A 23072-nucleotide genomic window follows, 5' to 3' on the forward strand; every position below is an offset into this window, starting at 1 on the left:
CCCATGAGGTCTACACTGAGACCAAACCCTGTTCTTCCCGCTCGGGGTTAACGATGTCAGGGGCCGAATCTGTCCAATAAAAGCCATCCACCTCAGTCTCTAACCCCGGGCTTCGAGTGGTCACCACCAGAGAGAGGAACACAAGCTTATTGGAGAGGTTCGAGATCGTCAGGAAGTAGCCCTGGAGGATGGTTCGGGCGAGAGGAGCGAGTTCAGGTCGAGCTTCGGTGATCGACTTTGGCAGCTGTGGCTTGAGAAGAATTTCGAACGTGGAGACGTGAGCCATGTCTTTCCATGAGGGAATAAATCTTTATTCCGACTCGGGCAGAGGCGTGTAGCCTGGCCCACGCCGAGACGTGCCGTTAGCAATATCTGCTATAAAGTAGCGACCCAAAGAGCCATTGGCTGTCATGGCCAATGCTGCGCAGGGATTGCCTCTGCTCCTATCCTAATCATTCTAGTGATGACCATTTGACGTTTACCTTCTCTCTGGGCGATTGAATACGCGTCAACCAGAGACAGATGGGCCACCAACTCTTCGGTCAGCCATTGCCGCTGGCCACGGTAAGGCGACATTCGACCAACGCCAGTGAATACCTAGGCTGGTTGTAGGCTGCTGTCTTTAGCGCTGTCACCCCAGTTGAGCGGGCAGGCTAACTCCCCTTCTTTTCCTTAGCGAATGAGCTGACATGGCTGCTTGCCCTAAGCTCAAGGGCAATGAAGCAGCTGCATGATGTGCCCAGTTCAGCCCCTCGGGGATGCGCCCGCCTCGGCGCTTGGGCACCTGCGCGCTACATCATAGTCACGAGGACTCATTGCATGTCAATCATCAACATTGCCTCAGCAGAGGAGATGCTATTTCAGTCACTCTTTCAAAGACGAGCAATAGAGATAGATGCCTCAGTCAAGAGCAAAACCCTGGACCTCGGGTGCGGCCAGGTGCCGCGCAATCCATTTAAGTGCAACACAACTGTTGGGTGCGACATCAATAGCGGTCATCCCCTGGTTGTCGAATGTGACTTATTTCGAGAAAAGCTTCCATTCGAGACCGGTGATTTCTCAGCAATAACCGCATTTGACTTTGTAGAGCATGTGCCCCGGGTGTCAATAGGCGAGACGACTCGGTTTCCCTTTGTAGAGCTAATGAATGAGATCTTGAGGGTTCTCAGAACCGGTGGCTACTTCTACAGCAGAACGCCGGCCTACCCTCACGCCGAGGCGTTCCAGGATCCAACCCACGTCAACATTATTACGGATAAGACTTGGCCAACTTATTTCTGTGGGGACAATCCCGTGGGAGCATTGTATGGCTTCAATGGGGGCTTCAAGCTAGTATTTCAAGGCTGGCATGGCTTTTATCTGCTTACTATCCTGCAAAAGATATGACTGAAATTTCACTGAGCCGGCCTTGGCATTCGCGAGAAGCATGAAGAGAGCAGAGTCTTGCAAAGATGCTTCTTGATGAACCTTTGAGCATTCAGGTTCTGGTCCGCTGCTGCGCGCGGATAGTGCCGATACTGGCCTACGCCTACGATCAGTAAGTCGTTTCTACTACTTTTCAAATTCGGCTCCCTTGGGGCTGCATTGATGGCCAGCTTGGCTTAACTCAACACGCTACCCCTGAGGCTAGTGATCACTCGCAGAGGCTGTGAGTCGTGACGGTGTTAGCGACGCTCTAGGGATTGGACACTTTGCTCGCCCCTTTGGCCTTGGCTACATCCGTCAATGAGGCCCATCGCACCAGCTCCATGGAGTAAGCCACCTCAACGGCTTGTCTGGTCTGGGGCTTGACTAGGGTGCCCTCGTCGCCCAAGGCGCTGTCCAAGCTCTTTGCCACAGTATCCATGGTCTGCGAATCCAGGTCGTCCAGCTCTCCACTGGCCTAAACGGAATAGGTTCCGTTCAAGCCGCCGGCCATCTCCCAACGGCGCTCGACCGCTTCGAGCATGCGGTCCACTGCAGGTTTGCTGACATGCTCCTGCCAGAGGGGCAGGGACTGGCGAAGCGATTTGAGGGGGTCGACTGGCAGCCCCTGAAGGGGCACATCATGGCGAAGAACCATGGCCGTGCAGTTGGCCAGGGCGTTCAGCTTGTCCTTAGCCGGCCTGCCGAGGACATCGAGACAGCACTCCCCGATGCAAGCGACAGGGAAGGCGGCCGGCCACAGACGGTGTTGGTACTGCGCCACGTTCTTCCCAAACCAGAGCCCCATACCGCCCATGCCACTGACGGCAGCAAGAGCCCCACGGGCCTACGCAGATGGAGCGGCCACGAGCCACCCCTCCAGGGGATTCGACCCTCGTCTAGCCGCCCAATCCAGCCCGCTTTCTAGCCCCCACAAGTAGCCTCGTAGGGTTGAGGAGGCCAGATAAGAGCCCCCTTCTCAGAGGAGGCTTTAGGCGGGAAAGCGTGATAATCACGCGTCGTAATACATGGTGAACTCGTGGGGGTGGGGCCGCTGGCGCAGCTGCTGCACCTCCTCGTACTTCATACCGATCCAGTTGTTGATGAAGTCCTCGCTGAACACGCCACCGGCCAGCAGGTAGTCCTTATCGGCATCGAGGGCCTCCAGGGCGCCATTGAGCGAGGCGGGCACGGTGGAGATCCGGGCCAGTTCCTCCGCCGACAGCTCGAACAGATCCACATCGGTGCCGTCACCGGGGTCGATCTGGTTGCGGATTCCGTCCAGACCCGCCAGCAGCATCGCCGAGAAGGCCAGATAGGGATTGGCCAGGGCGTCGCCGGAGCGGAACTCCAGGCGCTTGGCCTTGGGGCTGGGGCCGGTGAGCGGAATGCGCACGGCGGCCGAGCGGTTGCCCTGGGAATACACCAGGTTCACTGGCGCCTCGAAGCCAGGCACCAGACGCTTGTAGCTGTTGGTGGTGGGGTTGGTGAAGGCCAGGAAGCTGGGGGCGTGCCTGAGCAGGCCGCCGATGTACCAGCGGGCCGTCTGGGAGAGGTTGGCGTAGGTGCCCTCGCCGAAGAACAGGGGCTGGCCGCCTTTCCAGAGGCTCTGGTGCACGTGCATGCCGCTGCCGTTGTCGGAGAACACGGGCTTGGGCATGAAGGTGGCCGTCCTGCCGTATTTCTTGGCGACGTTGCGCACCACGTACTTGTAGATCATCACGTTGTCGGCCGCACTGATCAGCTCGGCGAACTTCATGCCCAATTCATGCTGGGCCGTGGCCACTTCGTGGTGATGCTTTTCGATCGGTACCCCCAGGGACCCCATGGTGAGGATCATCTCGCTCCGCATGTCCTGGAGGGTGTCGTTGGGGGCCACGGGGAAATAGCCCTCCTTCAGCTGGATCTTGTAGGCCAGGTTGCCGCCCTCCTCCAGGCGGGCGGTGTTCCAGGGCGCCTCGATCGAATCCACGGCGTAGAAGCTGCTGCCGGGGCTGGAGTTGTAGCGGACGTCATCGAAGATGAAGAACTCGGGCTCCGGGCCGAAGTAGGCGGTGTCCGCCAGGCCCGTAGAGGCCAGGTAGGCGAGGGCCTTCTGGGCCAGGGCCCGGGGGCAGCGGCCGTAGGGCTGGCCGCTGCGGGGCTCCTGGATCGAACAGATCAGGCTGAGGGTCTTGTGGCGATAGAAGGGGTCGATCCAGGCGGTGGCGGGATCCGGCACCATGGCCATGTCCGACTCGTTGATCGCCTTCCAGCCGCGGATCGAAGAGCCATCGAAGGCCAGGCCCTCCGTGAAGGCGGCCCCATCGACCAGGTCGGCACAGACCGTGAGGTGCTGCCACTTGCCGTGCAGATCGGTGAACTTCAGATCGATCAGTTCGATGCCCTCGTCCTTGATCTGACGGAGCACGTCCTGGGCGGTCTTGGCCATGACGGTGGGTACGGGGTGGGTGCGAAAGGGATGAACGGGCGAAGCTGGAAACGAAGGCGGTGGGGAGGCAGATCTCGACGGGAGGTGGGGCCGGATCCCGAAGGGATCGCCCGGGCCGCCTGAGGATTCCGCGACGCCGCCGCCGCCGATCTGAAATGACGCCGCCGGACGGTACGGAGCGACCCGCGCAGCCCTGTGTAGCGCCTGTAACCAAAACCCGCCCCTAGCTGCGATCGGCGTTTGCGTAACCGTTTCTGTCAACTTCACCAGAACCGGGGCAGGGCAAGGGATCTGCCCCTTCACAGGTGCTACGTTCCGGCTCAGGTGCGTCGATTCTTCACGCCATGCGCGATGCCATCACCGGTCTGATTGGTCGCTACGACCAACTGGGGCGCTACCTCGATCGCAACGCGATCGATCGCATCGCCACCTACTACGGCGAGGCCGAGCTGCGCCTTGCCGCCGTGGAGACGATCAACCGCGAGGCCGCCGAAATCGTGCGCGAGGCCAGCCAGCGCCTCTGGCAGGCCGATCCCGAGCTGCTGCTGCCCGGCGGCAACGCCTACACCACCCGTCGCTGGGCTGCCTGCCTGCGCGACATGGACTACTTCCTGCGCTACGCCAGCTACGCGTTGGTGGCCGACGACAGCACGATTCTCAACGAGCGGGTGCTCAACGGTCTAGACGACACCTACAAGAGCCTCGGCGTCCCCACTGGCCCCACCGTGCGCAGCATCGCCCTGCTGGCGGATGTGCTGGTGGAGAAGCTGGCCGATGCCGGCGTGGCCGATGGCGCCAGCCTCGAGGCCGTGGTTCGCGCCCCCTTCACCCATCTGGCCCGCGGCCTGGGCGACACCAACGTGCGCGCCCGCTGAACCGCACGCTGGATCTTGCCCATCCCTGAACATCGTGTCCAGGCGGACACTGTTCCAGGCCAGACAGAGCCCAGGCCTGGGCTCTGTCTGGAGCGGCTGCCCGCCGAAGCGGCCGCTGTCCGGGGCACCCCCCGGCCGCTGCTTAGGCTTCCCCCACCCTGTTTGCCCCCAGGTCTTGGCTTCCCCCATCCCTGCTCCCGTGTCCGATCGCCATCGCCTGAGCCTCGGGCCGATCGCCACGCCAGATCGGCTGCTGCTGGGACCAGGACCCTCAAACGCCCACCCCACGGTGCTGCAGGCCCTCAGCCGCACACCGATCGGCCACCTCGACCCGCTGTACGTGGCCCTGATGGGCGAGGTGCAGGAGCTGTTGCGCTACGTGTGGCAGACCGACAATCGCCTCACCCTGCCGATGAGCGGCACGGGCAGCGCGGCGATGGAGGCCACCCTCGCCAACATGGTGGAGCCGGGCGATGCGGTGCTGGTGGCGGTGAAGGGCTACTTCGGCCTGCGCCTGCAGGACATGGCCGGCCGCTACCGGGCCGATGTGCACACGATCCAGAAGCCCTGGGGTGAGGCCTTCAGTCTGGAGGAGATCGAGGCCGGCCTGAAGCAATACCGGCCCAAGATCCTGGCCATGGTCCACGCCGAGACCTCCACCGGCGTCTGCCAGCCGATGCAGGGCATCGGCGATCTCTGCCGCCAGTACGACTGCCTGCTGCTGCTCGACACGGTCACCTCCCTCGGGGCGGTACCGCTGTATCTGGATGAGTGGAAGGTGGACCTCGCCTACAGCTGCAGCCAGAAGGGGCTGAGCTGCCCGCCGGGCCTGGGTCCCTTCTCGATGGGGCTGCGCGCCGAGGAGAAGCTGGCCAATCGTCAGAGCAAGGTGCCCAACTGGTACCTGGATGTGAGCCTGCTCAACCAGTACTGGGGCAGTGACCGCGTGTATCACCACACGGCGCCCGTGAACATGAACTTCGGCATGCGCGAAGCCCTGCGCCTGATCGCCGAGGAGGGACTGGAGAACGTCTGGGCGCGCCACCGGAGCAACGCCGAGCGGCTCTGGACCGGCCTCGAGCGGCTGGGCCTGGAACCCCACGTGCCCCTGGAACTGCGCCTGCCGACCCTCACCACCGTGCGGATCCCCGATGGCGTGGACGGCAAGGCCTTCAGCCTCCACCTGCTCAACAAACACGGCATCGAGGTGGGCGGCGGCCTCGGCGCCCTTGCCGGCAAGGTGTGGCGCATCGGCCTGATGGGCTACAACAGCCGGGCCGAGAACGTGGACCTGTTGCTCAACCTGCTGGAGGAGGAGCTGCCCGCCTTCAAGCCCGCTTCCCCCGCTGTTGCCGCCGTCGCTGCCTGAACCACTGCTGCAGTTGCTCCTGGCACTCCACTGAGCGCAGACCGCCCACTACCTGCATGGCGTGGTGGGCGCTGGGGTCATGGACGAGATCCAGGCAGCCGCCCATGGCGCCGCGCTTGGGGTCGCCAGCACCGAAGACCACGCGGCCCATGCGGGCCTGCACCAGGGCGCCGGCACACATCGGGCAGGGCTCCAGGGTCACCAGCAGGGTGCAGTCGTTGAAGCGCCAGTCCTGACGCAGGCGTGCCGCCTGGGCCAGGGCAGCCAGCTCGGCGTGGCCGAGGGGATCCTGATCCCGCTCGCGCCGGTTACTTCCCCAGCCGATCGCCCGACCAGCACCATCGAGCAGCACCGCCGCTACGGGCACCTCGCCGCGCTCGCCCACCCGGGCGGCCCGGCGCAACAGCCGCTCCATCCACAGCGCCTCGGCGGGGGTGGGGTCTGGACTGGAACTGGGGCTGCTCAGGGCCGGCTCGGGTGCTGCGGGCAGATTGGCACCGGCAGCCACGAGCTCCGGGACCCCGACAGCGGAGAATGGGGAGCCTTGATGCCAGGTCGTTGGCTCCAGCCCCCCAGCCCGAGCCAGCGGACTCCATGCCGGGCCTGAGGTCAGCCCCGAGCCGCGCAGGCGCGGGATTGCAGGCGCCCGGCCCCGCCCTGTCGGTCCCGCCTGTGGCAGCTAGGCCCCTGGTGGCCTTTCCAGACCCCGCGACCCTCGATCCGGCCCTGGGCGCCTTCCTCAACCAGGCCAGCGAACAACTGGGCCGCTGGTGGGCCACTGCCGCCGAACGACCACCGCTTCCTGCACTGAGCGTGCTGCCGGAGGTGGCTCCCCAGGCCCGGGGCCTGGAGGCCGCAGCCCTGCTGGAGGATCTGCAGCTGGTGATGGACGGGGCCTACAACCCCTGCCACCCCGGTGCCCTGGCCCACCTGGACCCTCCGCCGTTGACCGCCTCGGTGGTGGCCGACCTGGTGGCAGCCGGGCTCAACAACAACCTGCTGGCCGAAGAGCTCTCCCCCAGCCTCAGCCGGCTGGAGCGGGCCCTCTGCAGCTGGATGGCCCAGACCCTGGGCCTGGGGGAGCGGGCCGGCGGGGTGTGTGCCAGTGGCGGCAGCCTCAGCAACCTGATGGCCCTGGTGGTGGCCCGCCACCACGGCGGCCTGCAGGGCCGCAGCGATGCGGTGGTGTTCTGCAGCGCCGATGCCCACGTGTCGATCGGCAAGGCCCTGGCGGTGATGGGGCTGCCGCCCAAGGCCCTACAGCCAATCCCCGTGGACGCGGAAGGCCGCCTGCAGGTGCCGCTGCTGGCCGAGGCACTGGAGCAGCAGACCCGCCGCGGTGAGCCCACCCTGGCGGTGGTGGCCACGGCCGGCACCACCGTGCGCGGGGCCGTGGATCCGCTCGGCCCCCTGGCGGAACTGTGCCGGAGCCACGGCGCCTGGCTGCATGTGGATGGAGCGATCGGTGCCGTCTGCGGGCTCACGGGGCGCCATGCACAGCGCGTGGCGGGGCTGGGCCTGGCCGATTCGCTCACGGTGAATCCCCAGAAGCTGCTCGGCGTTGCCAAGACCTCCTCGCTGCTGCTGCTGGCGGACCCACAGCGACTGGCCTCCTGCTTCGCCACGGGCCTGCCCTACATGGAGCCCAGCTGGGGCGAGGCCCACGGCGGCGAGTGCGGCCTGCAGGGCACCCGGCCCGCGGAGGCGCTCAAGCTCTGGCTCGGCCTGCGCCAGCTGGGCCTCGAAGGGATCGAGGCGGTGCTGGATGGGGCGATCGCCCGCCGCCGCCGGCTGCGACAGTTGCTGGAACCCCTGGATCTTGAGCTGCTAGGCGGCCCATTGCACCTGCTGGCCTTCACGCCACGGGGCTCGACGCCGCGCCAGGCAGAACTGTGGTCGGCGCTGACGCGGCAGCGGCTTCTGGAACAGCAGCTGATGCTCTCTAGGCCGCTGCATAACGGCCGCCACCACCTCAAGGCGGTGCTGGGCAACCCCCACACGGGCGAGAGCCAACTGCAGGCCATCGCCCGAGTGGTAGCCGCCTCCCTCCAGGAGCCTCTGGCATGAACGACGATCCCCGCCCCCAGACCGCTCCGTTGAGCCCAAACCCCCGCGGCCGCTGGGTTGCGATCGTGACCGGTGCCCTGTCGGTGCTGATCGGAGTGCTCTATCTGGTGCTGATCACGGTGCTCGATTCCCGGGGCCCCCTGCTCCCCCCTCCGCCTGAGGCCCTGGGGATCGCGGTCCAGCCGGCGGCGGGCCCGGTGGCCGAGCGACCGGCCGGGGCGGCAACTGGGGATCCTTCCGCCGTTGCAACGGCTCCACCACCCGCCTGAGGGCGGCATCGAGGAACAGGCGCAGGGCCGAGTCGCGCCGGTTGAGGTCGTACTGGCGCTGCACCACCTCCTGAACGCCGCCGTCGCCCCAGTCCTGGTCCTGCTGGAAGTAGGTGATGAAGCTGCGGCCAGCGACCCGCGTCAGCCAGGCAGCCCCCACGGCCTGTACCGCGCGGCTCAGCAGCAGGGCCGGCAGATTGAGGGTGAGCGCGGCCCCGATCAGGCTCAGGCCCCCCTTGATCACCCCCAGGCTGGCCAGGGTGCGCCCCACTGACACCGCCAGCTCCTGGGCCGTGGCCTTGCTGAGCGTCACGCCGTAGACCCGGCCAATCTCCACCACCATCTGGGCGTTCACCGCCGCGGCACCAAGCAGATCCACCACCGGCAGGGGCGTGGCGGCCAGCACACCGGCGCTGATCCAGGCGTAGCGGTCCACGATCGCCTCGGCGTCGCCCTGGCGCTGCTGGCCGAGCAGCTGGCGGCCTGCCTCGCTGAGGCGGCGGCTCTGCAGCAGGATGTTGTCGGCGATCAGCTCCTCGCCATCGCTGTGCAGCACCTGGGCGAGGCGACGCAGCAAGGCATCGAGTTCCGGCGGCGGCTGCACAGGCCGGCCACCGGGCATGGGCACGCTCTGGGGGGCGGCGCTGGCGGCCACCACGTCCTCCGGGGCGATGCGGCCGAGGCAGCGCTGGCGCAGCAGGGCCAGCAGGCGGCGCTCCTCCTCCTCGCCGCGCAGGTCAGCCTTGTTGAGCACCAGGATCAGCCGTTTGCCCAGGCTGGCCAGGGCATCAAACACCTCCTGCTCGGCGGCCCGCAGATCCCCATCCACCACCAGCAGCAGCAGGTCGGCGTTGGCGGCCTGCTGGCGGGCGACCTGCTCCCGATCCCGGCCCGCGCTGCCGGCCTCGAGGATGCCGGGGGTGTCCACCAGCTGCAGACCCCTCGGCAGATCCCGAAGCCGCAGCCGGTAGGTGCTGCACACCCCGGTGGAGCCCATGGGGGCCCCCACCTGGCCCACCACCTCCTGGAGCAGGGCTCGGATCAGGGAGGTCTTGCCGGCGGATCCGCTGCCGAACAGCACCAGCACCAGGTCGCCGCGCTGGAGTTCCGCCGCCACCCGCGCGCGCTCCTGCTGCAGGGCCTGGCGACCCACGTCGTCACGGATGCGGTTGAGCAACTGATCGATGGCTTCGAGGTTCTGCTGGGCCGCCTCCTGGCGGCTGCCGGGAGCCGACGGCAACGGACGGCCAGTGGCCGACGCCGAGCCCTTCCAGCTCTGGCGGCGCAAGTCCACCAGCCAGGGCCAGGCCAGCCGCGCCAGCAGCAGGGCCCCGCCGCCGAACAGCAGCAGGGCAACCGGCCCCACCAACCAGCCCGGCAGCAGGTAGCTGAGCTGCCACAGCAGATTGTTCAGAGCCTGCAGCGCGGCCGTGATCGCCACCAGGGCAGCCAGCGCCACCCCAAGCCAGATCCACAGGCGCGGCGGGGTCTTCACGGGAATGGCGGGGTCACGGGGTCACGGGACCGGGTCTCACAGCTTGGCGCTGGCCGGGAGGCTGCCGCTGCCAGCGGAGCGGATGATGGTGCTCCATAGGCCGGCCGCCAGGGCACTGCTGCTGCCGGTGGGGCGGTTGTCGTCGTTGCCGAGCCAGATGCCGATCACCCAGTGGCGGCGTGGCTCGTAGCCCACGAACAGCAGGTCGCGGCCCTCGTTGGTGGTGCCGGTTTTGCCGCCCTCCTCGCCGCCGAGGCTGGCGGCGCCCCCGGTGCCGGCCCGTACCACCCCCCGCAGCAGGCCCTGCATCTGCTGGGCCGTGGCCGCCGCTGTCACGCGCCGTGCCGGGCTGATCGGCCGCTCGCTGGCTCCCTTGCGGCTGCGGCAGCGGCTGCTCTCGAGGCCGCCGCAGGTCTCGGCGTCGGTGAGGCGCCTCACCGTGCGCGGTGCATGCCAGACGCCGTTGTTGGCAATGGCGGCGTAGGCGGCCGTGAGTTCGATCAGGCGCACTTCGCTCTGGCCAAGGGCCAGGCCCGGCACGGGATCCAGGGGGGTGCTGATGCCCAGGTCGCGGGCCTTCTGGACCACCGCATCGAGCCCCACCCGCTTGGCCAGGCGCAGGGCGGCGGTGTTGCTGCTGGCGGCGAAGGCGGAGCTGAGGGACAGGCGGCCGCCGCAAGCGCTGGCAAAGGCCTGGCCGCCCCAGTCCAGGGGGGCACAGCTCACCGTGTCGCCCGGGCGGAGGCCCTTCTCCAGGGCCGCGAGATAGGTAAACAGCTTGAAGGTGCTGCCCGGCTGGCGCAGGGCCATCGAGGCCCGGTTGAACTGGCTGCGCCGGTAGTCGCGGCCGCCGGCGATGGCCAGCACGCCGCCGCTGCGGGAATCGAGCACCACGACGGCGCCCTCGCTGACCGCCGGGGCGGTGCTGGCCAGCAGCTCCCGCAGGCGCCGCTCCACCACCTCCTGCAGCAGCGGATCGAGGTGCGTCTCCACCAGGAAGTTGCCCTCGGCGGCCACGTCTGGCCCCAGCAGGGCATCGAGGTCACGGCGTACCTGATCGGTGTAAAACGGCATGGGCCGGCGGACGGCGCTGCCGGAGCCGCCGCCAGCTGGGCCAGCTGTGGCACCTGCAGAGGCTCCACCCCCACTGCAGGCCGTGGGTGCGAGGGTGATCGGCTGCCGCCGGGCCCTGCGGGCGGCACCGGAATCGAGCCGGCCCGTGTCCGCCATCTTGTTGATCACGGTGTTGCGGACTTCCAGGGCCACCTGGGGGTTGACGCAGGGGTCATGGCCGTTGGGGGAGGGCAGCAGAGCCACCAGCAGGGCCGCCTCCTCCAGCCGCAGCTCTCGGGCCGGTTTGGCGAAGAAGCTGCGGGCGGCATCCTCAAAGCCCCAGCCCACCCCCAGGTACACCCGGTTGAGATAGCTGAGCAGCAGGTCTTGCTTGCTGAAGCGTGCCTCCAGCTGCAGGGCCACCAACAGTTCGCGCCACTTGCGCGCCAGGGTCTCACCCTCGCCCACCTGCTCGGGATAGAGGCTGCGGGCCAGCTGCTGGGTGAGGGTGCTCCCCCCCTCCAGTACCCGGCCTCCGAGCACATTGGTCACCAAGGCGCGGCCGGTGCCGATCGGATCCACGCCCGGATGCCACCAGAAGCGGCTGTCCTCGCTGGCCAGCAGGGCGTCCACCAGCACCGAGGGATAGCCATCAAGACTGCGGTTCTCGCGGTGCTGGCTCGTGTCGGCCGAGGGGATCGGCCGGTTGGCGCCATCGAACAGGGACAAGGGGCCTCGCACACTGGCCAGATTGCCCCGCAGCGGCTGGCCCAGCAGCGAGAGGCCCAGCAGGGCCAGGCCGGCAGCGGCCGCCGCCGCCAGACCCAGGCTGGCAACGCGGGCCAGGGGCACCAGCGGCGAAGCCTGACGGCCGTGGAACACCAGTTCCGGCAGGTCGGGCTCAGAGGCGGGACCGAAGCGCACCCGATCGCCATCGGCCAGCAGCAGCTCGCCCACACGCCGGCCGCGCCACCAGAGGCCGTTGGTGGAGCCGGCATCCCGCAGCAGCCAGTGGCGGCCCAGCTGCTCCAGCAGGGCGTGCTGCTTGCTCACGGCCCCGTGGGGCAGGCAGATCTCCTGGCGCGGGTCGCGGCCGATCCGGTAGGTGCCGCCATGCAGCACGAGCTGCCGCGGCTCCTGGCCCGGACAGTGCAGCTCCAGCTGGGCCGCGGCGTCCGGACGGGCTGGCAGCAGCCAGCGGCGCAGGCCCTCAGCGGTCATGGGGGGCTTGGTCGCCGGGGCCATCACGTCGCAGCAGGTCGATCAGCAGGCAGAGCACCGCCAGATTGATGGCCACATCCGCGCCGTTGAAGATCGGGAAGCGGACGGGCACGAACTCCAGGAAGTCGACCACGGTGCCGAGGCGCCAGCGGTCGATGCCGTTGCCCAAGGCACCCCCGAGCAGCAGGCCGGCCGCCGGGAGCTGCCAGCGCCGCAGCGGCCCGCTGCCCTGGATCCACACCACCAGGGCCAGGCTCACCGCCAGGCTCACCAGGGCCAGGGCCAGGGTGGAATCCCGCAAGAGGCTGAAGGCGGCGCCCGTGTTGTAGGCCAGCTGCAGCCGCAGCACACCCGGCAGCAGGGGGGCGCTGCCGCGCACGGCCAGGTGCTCGACCACCCAGGCCTTGCTGAGCTGATCCGCAAGCACCACCCCCAGGGCGATGCCGTAGGCGGCCAGGCGCCGACGGCCAGCCATGGCGCTGCGCGGGAGACCGGGTTGGCTCATCGGGTCTGCCTCATCGGGCCTCGATCAGCAGCAGGCGCCGCAGGGCCCGGGCCAGCACCGCCACCGCGCAGCAGAGCAGCACCTGGGGCAGCAGCGGGCCCACGCTGTAGCTCAGCAGAAGCTGGGGCAGGCCGCCGCCCCAGCGGCCCGCCAGGCCCCCGATCAGCAGGTTGGCGATGCCACAGAGCTGCAGCACCGCCAGACCCACCAGTGCCGCCATCGCCAGGCTGAGCACGTTGTCCATGCCCTGTTGCTTGGACAGCCGGCCCGTGACCCAGGCCGCCGGCAGGAAACCTGCCAGGTAGCCGAAGCCGGGATCCAAGAGGTAGGCCAGGCCGCCACCGGTGTGGAACACGGGCAGCTGGAACAGGCCGAGGCTGATGTAGGCCACCCCGGCCAGCAGGGCCGGCCGCGGGCCGCAGACCAGCGCCGTCAGCAGCAGGGCAGGCACCTGCAGGGTGATCGGCAGGCTCACCAGCTGGACCCCACCCGCGCCTGGCAGGGGCAGGGCCGCCTGGATCAGTCCACCTGTGAGGATCAGCAGCAGGCCGGCGACGGCACCAGTCCAGTTGGCAAGCGCTCGCAAAGGGGGGCCGAAGGCTGGGCCCATCCTGCAGGAGAGTGGGGCGGCTGCAACCCCGGATTCCATGGACGGCACCGCCCCCGAGCCGCAGCCCACGCCAACGTCTGCCGCGGACGAAACCTCCCCCACGGCCAGCGACACGCCGCCGCCCGCCCCGGCAGCGGCCCTGGAGGTGGGGGCGGCGGTGCGCCTGATCGCAGCTCCGGCCTACCTCAAGACGGCCGATCCGATGCCGATGCTGCGGCCACCCGATCTGGTGGATGCGGAGGAGGTGGGCCAGGTGGTGGGCCTGCGGGCCCTGGAGCAGCTGGCCGTGCGCTTCCGGCGCGGCACCTTCCTGCTGGAGCGCAGCCAGCTGGAGCTGGTGGCGAACTGAGGCGGGTAGGGGCAGTGCCCCTCAGCGTGCAAGTCCTTCCCCTTCAGCCACCAGCGGCGTGGCGGCTCCAGGCCCGCTCCGCCTCCACCAGGGCCTGCTGGGGCCCGCAAAGGCTGAGGCAGGGCCGCGCCAGCAGCTGCCGCGCCGCTGCCTGGAGATCCGCCGCCGTGAGCGCCTCAGCGGCGGCCAGGGAGCGGTCGGCGAAATCGAAGGGGAGGCCGTGGCCCAGCACCAGGGCGTGGCGGTCGGCCACCTGGCTGCAGGTCTGGCGGCCCAGGGCCTCCTGGCCGCGGAACTTGGCCTTGGCCAGCGCCAGCTCCGCGGCGCTGAGGGGCTGCTCCAGCAGCCGCTGCCACTCGTTGAGCAGCTCCCGGGTGGCCAGGCCGGCCCGATCGGCGGAGCTGGAGAGATGGAACACGAACGGGGCCGCCCCAAGGCGAGCCGGGTGGTGCACACCCACGTCGTAGGCCAGGCCATGCTCCTCGCGCAGGGCGACGAACAGGCGGCTGGACATGCCGATGCCCAGATGGCAGTGCAACAGCCGCAGGGCCAGGGCCTGGGGTTCGCCCAGGGCCGTGGTGGTGGCCCCAAGCATCAGCACCAGCTGCTCGGTCTCATCGCTGGCGCTGGTGAGGCGATCGGCGCTGTGCCCCGCGGGCCCGGGCCGCCGCGCCGGAGCCTGCACCGCCCAAAGACCATCGCCCTGGCCCTGCAGCAGCAGCGGCTCCAGATCCGCGGGGGCCTGACCGGCCAGCACCAGTACGGCCCCCGCCTGGCCCAGGGCGCCCGCCTGGCTCAGCAACGCCTCGCGACCGAGGGTCTCCAGCTCCGCCTCCACCCCCAGCGGATCATGGCCGTAGGGACCGGTGCCGTAGAGCAGCTCCCGCAGGCCGTCATGGGCCACCTGGAAGGGATCCTCCCGCTGGCGCTGCAGGGTCTGGAGGTTGAGCTGGCGCTCCAGATCGATCTGATCGGGCACCAGCCAGGGCTGCTGCACCAGGCTGAGCAGCAACGGCAGCAGGGCCGGGGCATCCGCCGAGGCGCATTTGAGGCTCACCAGCAGGCCATCCTCGGCCGCCTCACAGCGCAGGCCGGCCCCGCGGCCCTCCACCAGATCCGCCAGGGCCTCGCCGCTCCAGGGACCGCAGCCGCGGCTGAGAACGCCGGCAAGCAGCTGGTGCACGCCGCGCTCGCCGGCGGGGTCGGCGCTGCTGCCACCACGAATCCAGAGTTTGGCCGAGAGAATTGCCGGGCCGCTGCGCTCGATCACCCACACCGGCAGCCCGCCAGGCAGATTGAAACGGCGCAGGCCGGAGACCGCCACGCCAGGTTCGGGGAGAGTGGAGCTGGGACGGGTACTGGTCATGCCGGCAGGGCCCGCAGGGTGAAGGCGCGGCGGGGATCCAGCTGCGGCACCAGCTCCCGCCAGAGCCGCTCGGCGCTCCAGCGCTGCATCAGCTCCAGCGGCGCCGCCAGCCCCTGGCGGCGGCCCCAGACGCTGTTGTTCCCAAGAAGCCCGGCCACCGAGCCCGCGGCCTCAAGGCCAAAGCGGTAGCCGTTGCCCACCAGCCGCTGGGCCCGCTCCAGCTCCGCCTCGGGAGGTGGCGTCTCCGCCAGCTCCTGCCACACCTGCTGCACCTCCCGCTGCACCGCGTCCAGGTGTTCGGGGTCGGCCACGGCCTCCAGCAGGACCAGGCTGCCGGCCTCCAGCACGTTCAGATCCAGATCCACGCTCTCCACTAGCCGGCGCTGCTCCCGCAGCCGCTCCACCAGCCGGCTGCGGCGCCCTTCCGCCAGCAGGGTGGTGAGCAGGTCGGCGCCCACCACAGCCTCCTGATCATGGGCGGGGGCCAGCTGCCAGGCCATCAGCAGCCGGGCCGCCTCCAGCCGGGGCAGCTCCAGCGTGTGCTCGCCGGGTTGCAGGTTCAAGGGCTGGGGACCGGCCAACGGAGCCTCGGGCCCCAGATCCGCGGCGGTCTGCAGGCCGGCCAGGGCGGAGTGGCGCACCCCCTCCAGCAAACTCTGACCTGATGCATCCCCCAGGGGCCCGGCCAGGGCCAGGCAGACCCGATCGGAGCGGTAGTGGCGCCGCTGGAAGGCCGCCATGGCCGCGGGGTCATGCCCCTCCAGGGCCTCGCGGCGCCCCAGGATCGGCCGGCCATAGGGATGGTCGGGGCAGGCCCGGCGCAGCAGCTCCTGGAAGGCCACCTCCTCGGGCTGGTCCTCGCTCTGGGCCAGCTCCTCGAGCACCACTTGGCGCTCCATGGCGAAGTCGTCCGCGTCGAGGCGGGGGTGCAGCACCAGATCCAGCAGCAGCTCCAGAGCCCCAGCGGCGGCCGCCGGCGGGATCAGCACGTGGTAATGCACGTCGTCGAAGCCGGTGGCGGCATTGCTGGTGCCACCGAGGGCCTCCACCTGCAGGTCGAACTCACCGGCCGCCAGGTGCTCGCTGCCCTTGAACACCATGTGTTCCAGGAAGTGGGCCAGGCCCGATTCCGCCTGGGTCTCACTGGCGCTGCCTGCACGGCACCAGAAGTCGAGACACAGCACCGGAGCCTCGGGCAGATCCAGGGCCACCAGCTCCACCCCGTTGGCGAGCTGCTCGCGCTGGGGGTCCGGCAGGCCGTTGCCGGCCCCGCTTGGGCCGGTCCGGGCCGAAGTGGAGGGGCCGGAAGGGTTGGCCGTGGGGCCTGGGGGTTGGGCCTGGGGGCCAGGGGCCGGGGCCGTGGGGGCTGGAGGCAAAGCCGGTGGGGCCGTGTCGGAGCCCGCATTCTGCTGGCAGGATCGCGGCACTGCCGCCGCTGCCGCCATGACCTCACCCGCCCTGGGGGTACACCCACTGGTGGACGCGCTGGCCGAGCGGATCCGCCAGTGCTGGGCTGAGCTGCCGGAATTGGAGCCCCTGGCGGTGGATCCGGCCCTGGAGGCGATCAGCGGCAGCCTGGACGGCGAGGACCTCTACATCCGCAACGAGCTGTGGCGCAGCCGTGGCCTGCGCAAACTGCACCTGGAAACCGCCCGGCTCGGGGCCGGCCTGCAGATCCTGCACTGCGTGTTCTTCCCCAACCCCCGCTACGACCTGCCGGTGTTCGGGGCCGACATCGTGGCCGGCCGTGGCGTGGTGTCCGCCGCGATCGTGGACCTCTCACCGGTGACCGGCAACCTGCCCCAGCCGGTGGAAGCGGCGCTGGAGGCCCTGCCGAAGCGCAGCTTCAGCCAGGAGCGGGAGCTGCCGGCCTGGGGCACGATCTTCTCCCCCTACGTGCGCTTCATCCGTCCGGCCGACCCGGCCGAGGAGCAGCTGTTCGTGGATCTGGTGGCCGACTACCTGCAGGTGCTTGCCGAGGCAAGCCGTCGTTGCGAACCGCAATCAGTGGACCATCCCTCTAGCGTTGTACGCCATCAGGGCCAGCTCTCCTATTGCCAGCAGCAGAAACGCAACGACAAGACCCGCCGCGTGCTGGAGAAGGCGTTCAACCCCCAGTGGGCGGACCGCTACATCGAGGAGCTGCTCTTCGACGACCCGGCGTCCCTAACCTCCTTCGCGGCATGAACCCCGAGGGCGGCTGGCCCAAACCGGCCCTGATCGGCGGCGTCGCCGTGCTGGCAGTGCTCACTGGGGCGCTGCTGCTGCGCAGCCGGCCGCCGGCCAGGCCCGCGGCGGCGCCCGCCCAGCCCCCGGCGACCCGCATCGAGGCGGTGTCCGCCCTGGGCCGGCTGGAGCCGGCCGGGGATGTGCGCAAGCTGGCGGCGCCGATCAGCGGCATGGGCGGCAGCCCCCGACTTAGCGCGCTGCTGGTGCAGGAGGGCGACCGCGTCAGCCAGGGGCAGTTGCTGGCCAGCTTCGACAACCGCCCCGGCCTGCAGGCCGATCGCCAGGTGCTGCGCACCCGCATCGCCAGCCTGGATCGCCAGCTGGTGCTTCTGGAGCGCGACACCGCTCGCTACCGCCAGCTGGCCCGCCGCGGCGCCACCGCCGCCGGCGACCTGGAAAACCGCGAGATCAGGCTGCTGGAGCTGCGGGGCCAGCGCGACGAGGCCCGCGCCTCCCTGGCCAAGGTCGAAACCGACCTGATCCAGAGCGAGCTGCGGGCCCCGATCGACGGCACCGTGCTGCGGCTGCACGCCCGTACCGGCGAGCGCCCCGGCGACGATGGCATCCTCGAGCTGGGTGCTGGCACGGCCATGGAGGCCGTGGCCGAGGTCTACGAGAGCGACATCGGCCGTGTGCGACCCGGCCAGGCCGTGACACTCACCAGCGAGAACGGCGGCTTCAGCGGCCAGCTCAGGGCCCGGGTGATCCGGATCACCCCCCAGGTGCGCCAGCGCCAGGTACTCTCCACCGACCCCACTGGCGACGCCGATGCCCGGGTGGTGGAGGTGCGGCTGGCGATCGATCCGGCCGACGCCGGGCGCGTGGCGCGGCTGGCGGGGCTGAAGATCATCGCCCGCTTCCAGCCGTGAACCCCCTGGCCTTGCTGCGCGGCTGGTGGGGATCGCGGCGCATCCCCCTGGCCTGGCTGCTGCTCACCCGCCAGCCGGTGCGCCTGGCGGTGGCCCTGGCGGGCATCAGCTTCGCCGGGATCCTGATGTTCATGCAGTTCGGCTTCCGCGACGGACTGTTCGACGCCAGCGTGACCATCCACAAGCTGTTCGACGCCGATCTGGTGCTGATCAGCCCCCGCTCCAGCAGCTCGGTGAGCATGGCCGGCTTCCCGCGACGGCGCCTGGTGCAGACCCTGGCCGACCCCGAAGTGACGGGCGTGACGCCGGTGCACTGGAGTCTGCTGCTCTGGCGCAACCCCCAGACCCGGGCGACCCGCTCGATCCTGACCCTGGGCTTCGAGCCCACCGATCCCCTGTTCACCGATCCGGGCCTGGCCGCCAAGGCGCGGGTGCTGAGCGAGCGCGGACGGGTGCTGTTTGATGAGCTGTCGCGGCCGGAGTTCGGCCCGGTGGCCCAGTGGTTCAAGCAGGGCCGCACGGTGGAGAGCGAGATCTCAGGCAAGCGAATCCGTGTCGGCGGCCTGGTGAGCCTGGGCACCTCCTTCGGCGCGGACGGCAACCTGCTCACCAGCAGCGAGACCTTCCTGCAACTGATGCCGAACACGCCCCCCGGCAGCATCGAGGTGGGGCTGGTGCGGCTGCGGCGCGGGGCCGATGTGGCGGCGGTTCAGGCCCGCCTGCGCCGCGAGTTGCCATCCGATGTGCAGGTGCTGACCAAGGCGGGCTTCATCGCCTTCGAGCAGGACTACTGGCGCAGCAGCACCTCGATCGGCTTCATCTTCAGCCTCGGAGCCGCCATGGGCTTCGTGGTGGGCTGCGTGATCGTGTATCAGATCCTCTATTCAGATGTGAGTGACCACCTGCCCGAATACGCCACCTTGATGGCCATGGGCTACCGGCTCACCCATCTGCTGGGGGTGGTGGCGCGGGAGGGTCTGCTGCTGGCGATCCTTGGCTACATCCCCGCCTTCGCCGCCGGCCAGGGGCTCTATCTGGTGGTTCGCAACGCCACCAACCTGCCGGTGGCGATGGACACCAGCCGGGCCACGCTGGTGTTCAGCCTGATCCTGGTGATGTGCATGGGCTCGGCGGCTCTGGCGATGCGGCGGCTGGGCGATGCCGATCCGGCGGAGATCTTCTGATGGCCGACAGCCTGCTCACGCTCGCCCCCCAGGCCCCACCCAGCGGCGCCCCGATCGCCATTGCGGTGGAGGGCCTGAGCCACTGGTATGGCCACGGCAGCATGCGCCGCCAGGTGATCGATGGGCTCAACTTCCGCGTCGCCGCCGGCGAGGTCGTGCTGCTCACGGGCCCCTCGGGCTGCGGCAAGACCACCATCCTCTCCCTGGTGGGGGCCCTGCGCTCGGTGCAGCAGGGGCAGGTGCGGGTGCTGGGCCAGGAGCTGAACGGCTCTGGCCGGCGGACCCGCCAGCAGCTGCGCCGCTCGATCGGCATGATCTTCCAGGGCCACAACCTGCTCCGCTGCCTCTCGGCCGAGCAGAACGTGCAGATGGGTGCCGATCTGCTGCCGGGGCTCAGCTATCGGGTCCGCCGCGACCAGGCGCGGGAGTGGTTGCGGGCGGTGGGCCTGGGCGATGAGCTGCACAAGCTGCCCCATGACCTCTCGGGCGGCCAGAAGCAGCGGGTGGCGATCGCCCGCGCCCTGGCGGCTCAGCCGCGGCTGCTGCTGGCCGATGAGCCCACGGCCGCCCTCGACAGCCGCACCGGTCGCGAGGTGGTGGAGCTGCTGCAGCGGCTGGCACGGGAGCAGGGCTGCGCCGTGCTGATGGTGACCCACGACCCCCGCATCCTCGACCTGGCCGATCGGGTGCTGCGGATGGAGGACGGCCGCCTCGTGGAGCCGGGCTCGGGCCAGCGCCTGTGGGGCCGTGATCAGCTGGCGGATGTCCCTGTTCAGTAGGGTGGAGGTTCTTCCACCCGATCCGCCGCCGCCATGGCCAAGCGCCGCAACCTCAAGAAGGAAAAGCAGGAACGCAACCGCGCCTACGCCCGCAAGTTCAAGAAGCGCAAGCTGCGCAACGACGGCCGCGGTGAAGGTGCCGGCAACGGTGTAACCGGAACCGCCAACAACGGTGGCGCCGCTGATTGATCGGCAGCGCCGACTGATCGCCGTCGCCGACGGAACCATTTCCGATCGCGCGCATCTGCCGATCACGGAGCTGGCTCGGGGATCCTGCGGGGTCCCCTTTTTTTGACCCGTTCACGTTGACCCGTTCACACCTCAAGGGCCCGGGCCATGTTCTTCAGCGTCGTCATCCCCACCTACAACCGCCGGCCAATCCTCGAGAAGTGCCTGCGGGCCCTGGAGCAGCAGCAGCTGAAGACCCGCCTGGAGGGCGAGGCGATCGAGGGCTATGAGGTGGTGCTGGTGGACGACGGCTCCACCGATGACACCGTGGCCTGGCTTCAGCGCGAGGCGGCGCAGTTCCCCCACGTGCGTCTGATCCAGCAGGACCACGGCGGCCCGGCCGAGGGTCGCAACCGCGGCGTGGAGCAGGCCCGCGGCGATGTGATCGTGTTCATCGACAGCGATCTGGTGGTGACTGAGGGCTTCCTGGCGGCCCACGCCACCGCCCTGGCCGCCCACTGGCGGCACAGTGGCAACCGGCTCTGCTTCACCTACGGCGCGGTGATCAACACCGCCAACTTCGAGAGCCCCAGCAGCGAACCCCACAAGCTGCGGGATCTCTCCTGGGCCTACTTCGCCACCGGCAACGTGGCGATCGACCGCCAGGTTCTGGAGACCAGCGGCCTGTTCGACACCCGCTTCCGGCTCTACGGCTGGGAGGACCTGGAGCTGGGCGAGCGGCTGCGCCAGCTGGGTGTGGTACTCGTGCGCTGCCCCGAGGCGGTGGGCTACCACTGGCACCCAGCCCTGAGCCTGGAGCAGATCCCGCGCCTGATCCAGGTGGAGCGGGAGCGGGCCAAGATGGGGCTGGTTTTCTACCGCAAGCACCCCACCCGGCGCGTGCGCTTCATCATCCAGTTCACCCTGCTGCACCGGCTGCTGTGGGAACTGCTGACGCTGGGGGGGCTGCTCAACGAGCGCAGCCTGCGGCCGCTGCTGGCCTGGCTGATCCGCCGCGGCAAGCCGGGGCTGGCGATGGAGCTGCTGCGGCTGCCGCTGAACCGCATCGGCGTGCGGGCCCTGTTCGCCGAGGCGCGGGCCGAGGGCCTCGCCTGAGCTGGCGCCCGCCGGCACCAGAGCCCTGGCCTGACGGCCATTTGATAGGGTTCGGGGGTCCAACTTCACTCCGCACACCTGCGTGTTTCGGGTGATCTGAGACCAGCCCCAGCCCAATCCCGGGCCGGTGGCCTCCCGGATCCCTAGGCAGGTGGAGGCGAACCCGAAACCCCAACACCAATGGCTGTCGTTACCCTCTCCGAAATGATGGAGGCGGGTGCCCACTTCGGGCACCAAACCCGCCGCTGGAACCCCAAGATGTCGCGCTACATCTATTGCGCGCGCAACGGTGTTCACATCATCGACCTCGTGCAGACCGCCGTCTGCATGAACAACGCCTACAAGTGGACCCGCAGTGCCGCCCGCAGCGGCAAGCGTTTCCTGTTCGTAGGCACCAAGAAGCAGGCCTCTGAGGTGATCGCCCAGGAGGCGACCCGCTGCGGCGCCGCCTACGTGAACCAGCGCTGGCTGGGCGGCATGCTCACCAACTGGACCACGATGCGCGCCCGCATCGACCGCCTCAAGGACCTGGAGCGCATGGAGGCCTCCGGCGCCATCGCCATGCGTCCCAAGAAGGAAGGTGCCGTGCTGCGCCGCGAGCTGGAGCGCCTGCAGAAGTACCTCGGTGGTCTGAAGAACATGCGCCGCCTGCCCGACGTGGTGGTACTCGTGGACCAGCGCCGCGAGACCAACGCCGTGCTCGAGGCCCGCAAGCTCGATATCCCCCTGGTGTCGATGCTCGACACCAACTGCGATCCCGACCTCTGCGACGTTCCCATCCCCTGCAACGACGACGCCGTGCGCTCAGTGCAGCTGGTGCTGGGTCGCCTGGCCGATGCCATCAATGAGGGTCGCCACGGCGCAAACGACCAGCGCGGCGGCTACGAGGACGAAGAGGGCTGAACCGTGTGGGGGCTGGCCGCTCCGGCGCCCCCTCCTAGGCCTTCCCTGGAGCTCCCTGGTGGGAGCTCCATCTCTGTTTGCACCCGCTGCCGGAAGCCTGGCCCGCGGTGGCTCCACGACCCAACCCATACCCCCTCCCCCTTTCCTCCCATGGCTGAGATTTCCGCCAAGCTCGTCAAGGAACTGCGCGACAAGACCGGCGCAGGCATGATGGACTGCAAGAAGGCCCTGGCCGAGAACAACGGCGACACCACCAAGGCCACCGAATGGCTGCGCCAGAAGGGCATCGCCACCGCCGAGAAGAAGTCAGGCCGCACGGCCGCTGAAGGCGCCATCGGCAGCTACATCCACACCGGTGCCCGCGTGGGCGTGCTGGTGGAAGTGAACTGCGAGACCGACTTCGTCGCCCGTGGTGACGTGTTCCAGGAGCTGCTGCGCAACGTGGCGATGCAGATCGCCGCCTGCCCCGGCGTGGAGTACGTGAGCACCGACGAGATCCCCGCCGAAATCGCCGAGCGCGAGAAGGCCATCGAGATGGGTCGCGACGACCTGGCCGGTAAGAAGGAGGAGATGAAGGTCAAGATCGTCGAGGGCCGCATCGGCAAGCGCCTCAAGGAGCTGGCCCTGCTGGACCAACCCTTCATCAAGGACAGTGCCTTCACCGTGGCCGAAGTGGTGAAGCAGGTGGCCGGCAAGGTGGGCGAGAACATCCAGGTGCGCCGCTTCGTGCGCTTCAACCTGGGCGAGGGCATCGAGGTGGAGAAGGCCGACTTCGCCGCTGAAGTGGCCGCCATGGGCAAGGCCGCCTGA

General features: G+C 69.0%; 23 protein-coding genes. 13 read left to right on the top strand and 10 right to left on the bottom strand.

The genetic code is table 11. The features are described from left to right. Positions 1-10: 10 nt before the first annotated feature. A complete protein-coding gene (locus CJZ98_RS19095) occupies positions 11-286 on the bottom strand; it encodes a hypothetical protein (RefSeq protein WP_094591136.1) in 276 nt (91 codons plus the stop codon). 533 nt (positions 287-819) lie between these two features. Between CJZ98_RS19095 and CJZ98_RS10760 the strand changes: the two genes are divergently transcribed. After that, on the top strand, positions 820-1386 hold the full coding sequence (locus tag CJZ98_RS10760) for a methyltransferase domain-containing protein (RefSeq protein ID WP_198537694.1): 567 nt from the start codon (positions 820-822) through the stop codon (positions 1384-1386). A gap of 496 nt (positions 1387-1882) precedes the next feature. Here CJZ98_RS10760 and CJZ98_RS10765 read toward each other — a convergent pair whose 3' ends face one another. Next, a complete protein-coding gene (locus CJZ98_RS10765) occupies positions 1883-2221 on the bottom strand; it encodes a hypothetical protein (RefSeq protein ID WP_094591137.1) in 339 nt (112 codons plus the stop codon). A gap of 195 nt (positions 2222-2416) precedes the next feature. Continuing rightward, a complete protein-coding gene (glnA, locus tag CJZ98_RS10770; RefSeq protein ID WP_094591138.1) occupies positions 2417-3835 on the bottom strand; it encodes a type I glutamate--ammonia ligase in 1419 nt (472 codons plus the stop codon). 344 nt (positions 3836-4179) lie between these two features. Here glnA and CJZ98_RS10775 point away from each other — a divergent pair, with 344 nt between their 5' ends. Together CJZ98_RS10775 and CJZ98_RS10780 are read left to right on the top strand one after the other, a co-directional pair. Continuing rightward, positions 4180-4710 carry a globin family protein gene (locus CJZ98_RS10775; protein WP_094591139.1) on the top strand — a complete coding sequence of 177 codons (531 nt, stop codon included), beginning with the start codon at positions 4180-4182 and terminating at the stop codon, positions 4708-4710. A 199-nt stretch (positions 4711-4909) separates the two neighbouring features. Beyond that, positions 4910-6079 (top strand): pyridoxal-phosphate-dependent aminotransferase family protein, encoded by a 1170-nt coding sequence (locus tag CJZ98_RS10780; RefSeq protein ID WP_198537696.1) that lies wholly within the window; start codon positions 4910-4912, stop codon positions 6077-6079. Here CJZ98_RS10780 and CJZ98_RS10785 read toward each other — a convergent pair. After that, positions 6039-6494 (bottom strand): nucleoside deaminase, encoded by a 456-nt coding sequence (locus CJZ98_RS10785; RefSeq protein ID WP_094591171.1) that lies wholly within the window; start codon positions 6492-6494, stop codon positions 6039-6041. The two genes, CJZ98_RS10780 and CJZ98_RS10785, sit on opposite strands and share 41 nt — an antisense overlap. A 179-nt stretch (positions 6495-6673) precedes the next feature. Between CJZ98_RS10785 and CJZ98_RS10790 the strand changes: the two genes are divergently transcribed. Continuing rightward, positions 6674-8146: a pyridoxal phosphate-dependent decarboxylase family protein gene (locus tag CJZ98_RS10790; RefSeq protein WP_094591172.1), complete on the top strand. Its 1473-nt coding sequence runs from the start codon at positions 6674-6676 to the stop codon at positions 8144-8146. A gap of 114 nt (positions 8147-8260) precedes the next feature. Here CJZ98_RS10790 and CJZ98_RS10795 read toward each other — a convergent pair whose 3' ends face one another. The 4 genes from CJZ98_RS10795 to CJZ98_RS10810 are packed head-to-tail and all read right to left on the bottom strand — an operon-like array spanning position 8261 to position 13275. Further along, a complete protein-coding gene (locus CJZ98_RS10795; protein ID WP_094591141.1) occupies positions 8261-9910 on the bottom strand; it encodes a YcjF family protein in 1650 nt (549 codons plus the stop codon). A 36-nt stretch (positions 9911-9946) separates the two neighbouring features. After that, the gene (locus CJZ98_RS10800; protein ID WP_094591173.1) at positions 9947-12184 is read right to left on the bottom strand and encodes a transglycosylase domain-containing protein; all 2238 of its coding nucleotides are present in this window, start codon (positions 12182-12184) and stop codon (positions 9947-9949) included. Then, on the bottom strand, positions 12174-12659 hold the full coding sequence (lspA, locus tag CJZ98_RS10805; protein ID WP_094591142.1) for a signal peptidase II: 486 nt from the start codon (positions 12657-12659) through the stop codon (positions 12174-12176). Before lspA ends, CJZ98_RS10800 begins: the two co-directional genes overlap by 11 nt. 40 nt (positions 12660-12699) lie before the next feature. Then, positions 12700-13275 carry a biotin transporter BioY gene (locus CJZ98_RS10810; protein WP_094591143.1) on the bottom strand — a complete coding sequence of 192 codons (576 nt, stop codon included), beginning with the start codon at positions 13273-13275 and terminating at the stop codon, positions 12700-12702. 163 nt (positions 13276-13438) lie between these two features. Here CJZ98_RS10810 and CJZ98_RS10815 point away from each other — a divergent pair, with 163 nt between their 5' ends. Continuing rightward, on the top strand, positions 13439-13648 hold the full coding sequence (locus CJZ98_RS10815) for a DUF3148 domain-containing protein (RefSeq protein WP_232756400.1): 210 nt from the start codon (positions 13439-13441) through the stop codon (positions 13646-13648). A 43-nt stretch (positions 13649-13691) separates the two neighbouring features. On the opposite strand, the gene CJZ98_RS10820 is transcribed toward CJZ98_RS10815, so the two are convergent. Both CJZ98_RS10820 and CJZ98_RS10825 read right to left on the bottom strand, forming a co-directional pair. Next, on the bottom strand, positions 13692-15014 hold the full coding sequence (locus tag CJZ98_RS10820; protein WP_198537698.1) for a M16 family metallopeptidase: 1323 nt from the start codon (positions 15012-15014) through the stop codon (positions 13692-13694). Then, positions 15011-16390: a M16 family metallopeptidase gene (locus CJZ98_RS10825; RefSeq protein WP_315855803.1), complete on the bottom strand. Its 1380-nt coding sequence runs from the start codon at positions 16388-16390 to the stop codon at positions 15011-15013. Before CJZ98_RS10825 ends, CJZ98_RS10820 begins: the two co-directional genes overlap by 4 nt. Before the next feature lie 67 nt (positions 16391-16457). Between CJZ98_RS10825 and CJZ98_RS10830 the strand changes: the two genes are divergently transcribed. From CJZ98_RS10830 to tsf, 8 genes are all read left to right on the top strand, one after another. Next, positions 16458-17201 carry a phycocyanobilin:ferredoxin oxidoreductase gene (locus CJZ98_RS10830; protein ID WP_094591146.1) on the top strand — a complete coding sequence of 248 codons (744 nt, stop codon included), beginning with the start codon at positions 16458-16460 and terminating at the stop codon, positions 17199-17201. Continuing rightward, positions 17198-18112, top strand: a complete 915-nt coding sequence (locus tag CJZ98_RS10835) for an HlyD family efflux transporter periplasmic adaptor subunit (RefSeq protein ID WP_094591147.1) — start codon at positions 17198-17200, stop codon at positions 18110-18112. The genes CJZ98_RS10830 and CJZ98_RS10835 overlap by 4 nt, the downstream gene beginning before the upstream one ends. Then, entirely contained in the window at positions 18109-19296 is a 1188-nt protein-coding gene (gene devC / locus CJZ98_RS10840; RefSeq protein ID WP_390625519.1) for an ABC transporter permease DevC, read from the top strand. The genes CJZ98_RS10835 and devC overlap by 4 nt, the downstream gene beginning before the upstream one ends. Continuing rightward, on the top strand, positions 19296-20075 hold the full coding sequence (locus CJZ98_RS10845) for a DevA family ABC transporter ATP-binding protein (RefSeq protein WP_094591148.1): 780 nt from the start codon (positions 19296-19298) through the stop codon (positions 20073-20075). Before devC ends, CJZ98_RS10845 begins: the two co-directional genes overlap by 1 nt. A 33-nt stretch (positions 20076-20108) precedes the next feature. Further along, positions 20109-20264 (top strand): hypothetical protein, encoded by a 156-nt coding sequence (locus tag CJZ98_RS10850; protein WP_006171625.1) that lies wholly within the window; start codon positions 20109-20111, stop codon positions 20262-20264. A gap of 147 nt (positions 20265-20411) precedes the next feature. Beyond that, positions 20412-21359 (top strand): glycosyltransferase family 2 protein, encoded by a 948-nt coding sequence (locus CJZ98_RS10855; RefSeq protein ID WP_094591149.1) that lies wholly within the window; start codon positions 20412-20414, stop codon positions 21357-21359. 180 nt (positions 21360-21539) lie between these two features. Continuing rightward, on the top strand, positions 21540-22262 hold the full coding sequence (gene rpsB, locus CJZ98_RS10860) for a 30S ribosomal protein S2 (protein WP_094591150.1): 723 nt from the start codon (positions 21540-21542) through the stop codon (positions 22260-22262). A 150-nt stretch (positions 22263-22412) separates the two neighbouring features. Then, the gene (gene tsf / locus CJZ98_RS10865) at positions 22413-23072 is read left to right on the top strand and encodes a translation elongation factor Ts (RefSeq protein WP_094591151.1); all 660 of its coding nucleotides are present in this window, start codon (positions 22413-22415) and stop codon (positions 23070-23072) included.

Source organism: Vulcanococcus limneticus LL (assembly GCF_002252705.1).
In the GTDB taxonomy this organism is placed as follows: domain Bacteria; phylum Cyanobacteriota; class Cyanobacteriia; order PCC-6307; family Cyanobiaceae; genus Vulcanococcus; species Vulcanococcus limneticus.

Bases quoted from the DNA above. Each gene is read 5' to 3' on its own strand.
- CJZ98_RS19095 (WP_094591136.1), bottom strand. From the start codon at position 286: ATGGCTCACGTCTCCACGTTCGAAATTCTTCTCAAGCCACAGCTGCCA.
- CJZ98_RS10760 (WP_198537694.1), top strand. From the start codon at position 820: ATGTCAATCATCAACATTGCCTCAGCAGAGGAGATGCTATTTCAGTCA.
- CJZ98_RS10765 (WP_094591137.1), bottom strand. From the start codon at position 2,221: ATGGGCGGTATGGGGCTCTGGTTTGGGAAGAACGTGGCGCAGTACCAA.
- glnA (WP_094591138.1), bottom strand. From the start codon at position 3,835: ATGGCCAAGACCGCCCAGGACGTGCTCCGTCAGATCAAGGACGAGGGC.
- CJZ98_RS10775 (WP_094591139.1), top strand. From the start codon at position 4,180: ATGCGCGATGCCATCACCGGTCTGATTGGTCGCTACGACCAACTGGGG.
- CJZ98_RS10785 (WP_094591171.1), bottom strand. From the start codon at position 6,494: ATGGAGCGGCTGTTGCGCCGGGCCGCCCGGGTGGGCGAGCGCGGCGAG.
- CJZ98_RS10790 (WP_094591172.1), top strand. From the start codon at position 6,674: ATGCCGGGCCTGAGGTCAGCCCCGAGCCGCGCAGGCGCGGGATTGCAG.
- CJZ98_RS10800 (WP_094591173.1), bottom strand. From the start codon at position 12,184: ATGACCGCTGAGGGCCTGCGCCGCTGGCTGCTGCCAGCCCGTCCGGAC.
- lspA (WP_094591142.1), bottom strand. From the start codon at position 12,659: ATGGCTGGCCGTCGGCGCCTGGCCGCCTACGGCATCGCCCTGGGGGTG.
- CJZ98_RS10820 (WP_198537698.1), bottom strand. From the start codon at position 15,014: ATGACCAGTACCCGTCCCAGCTCCACTCTCCCCGAACCTGGCGTGGCG.
- CJZ98_RS10830 (WP_094591146.1), top strand. From the start codon at position 16,458: ATGACCTCACCCGCCCTGGGGGTACACCCACTGGTGGACGCGCTGGCC.
- CJZ98_RS10835 (WP_094591147.1), top strand. From the start codon at position 17,198: ATGAACCCCGAGGGCGGCTGGCCCAAACCGGCCCTGATCGGCGGCGTC.
- CJZ98_RS10845 (WP_094591148.1), top strand. From the start codon at position 19,296: ATGGCCGACAGCCTGCTCACGCTCGCCCCCCAGGCCCCACCCAGCGGC.
- CJZ98_RS10850 (WP_006171625.1), top strand. From the start codon at position 20,109: ATGGCCAAGCGCCGCAACCTCAAGAAGGAAAAGCAGGAACGCAACCGC.
- CJZ98_RS10855 (WP_094591149.1), top strand. From the start codon at position 20,412: ATGTTCTTCAGCGTCGTCATCCCCACCTACAACCGCCGGCCAATCCTC.
- rpsB (WP_094591150.1), top strand. From the start codon at position 21,540: ATGGCTGTCGTTACCCTCTCCGAAATGATGGAGGCGGGTGCCCACTTC.
- tsf (WP_094591151.1), top strand. From the start codon at position 22,413: ATGGCTGAGATTTCCGCCAAGCTCGTCAAGGAACTGCGCGACAAGACC.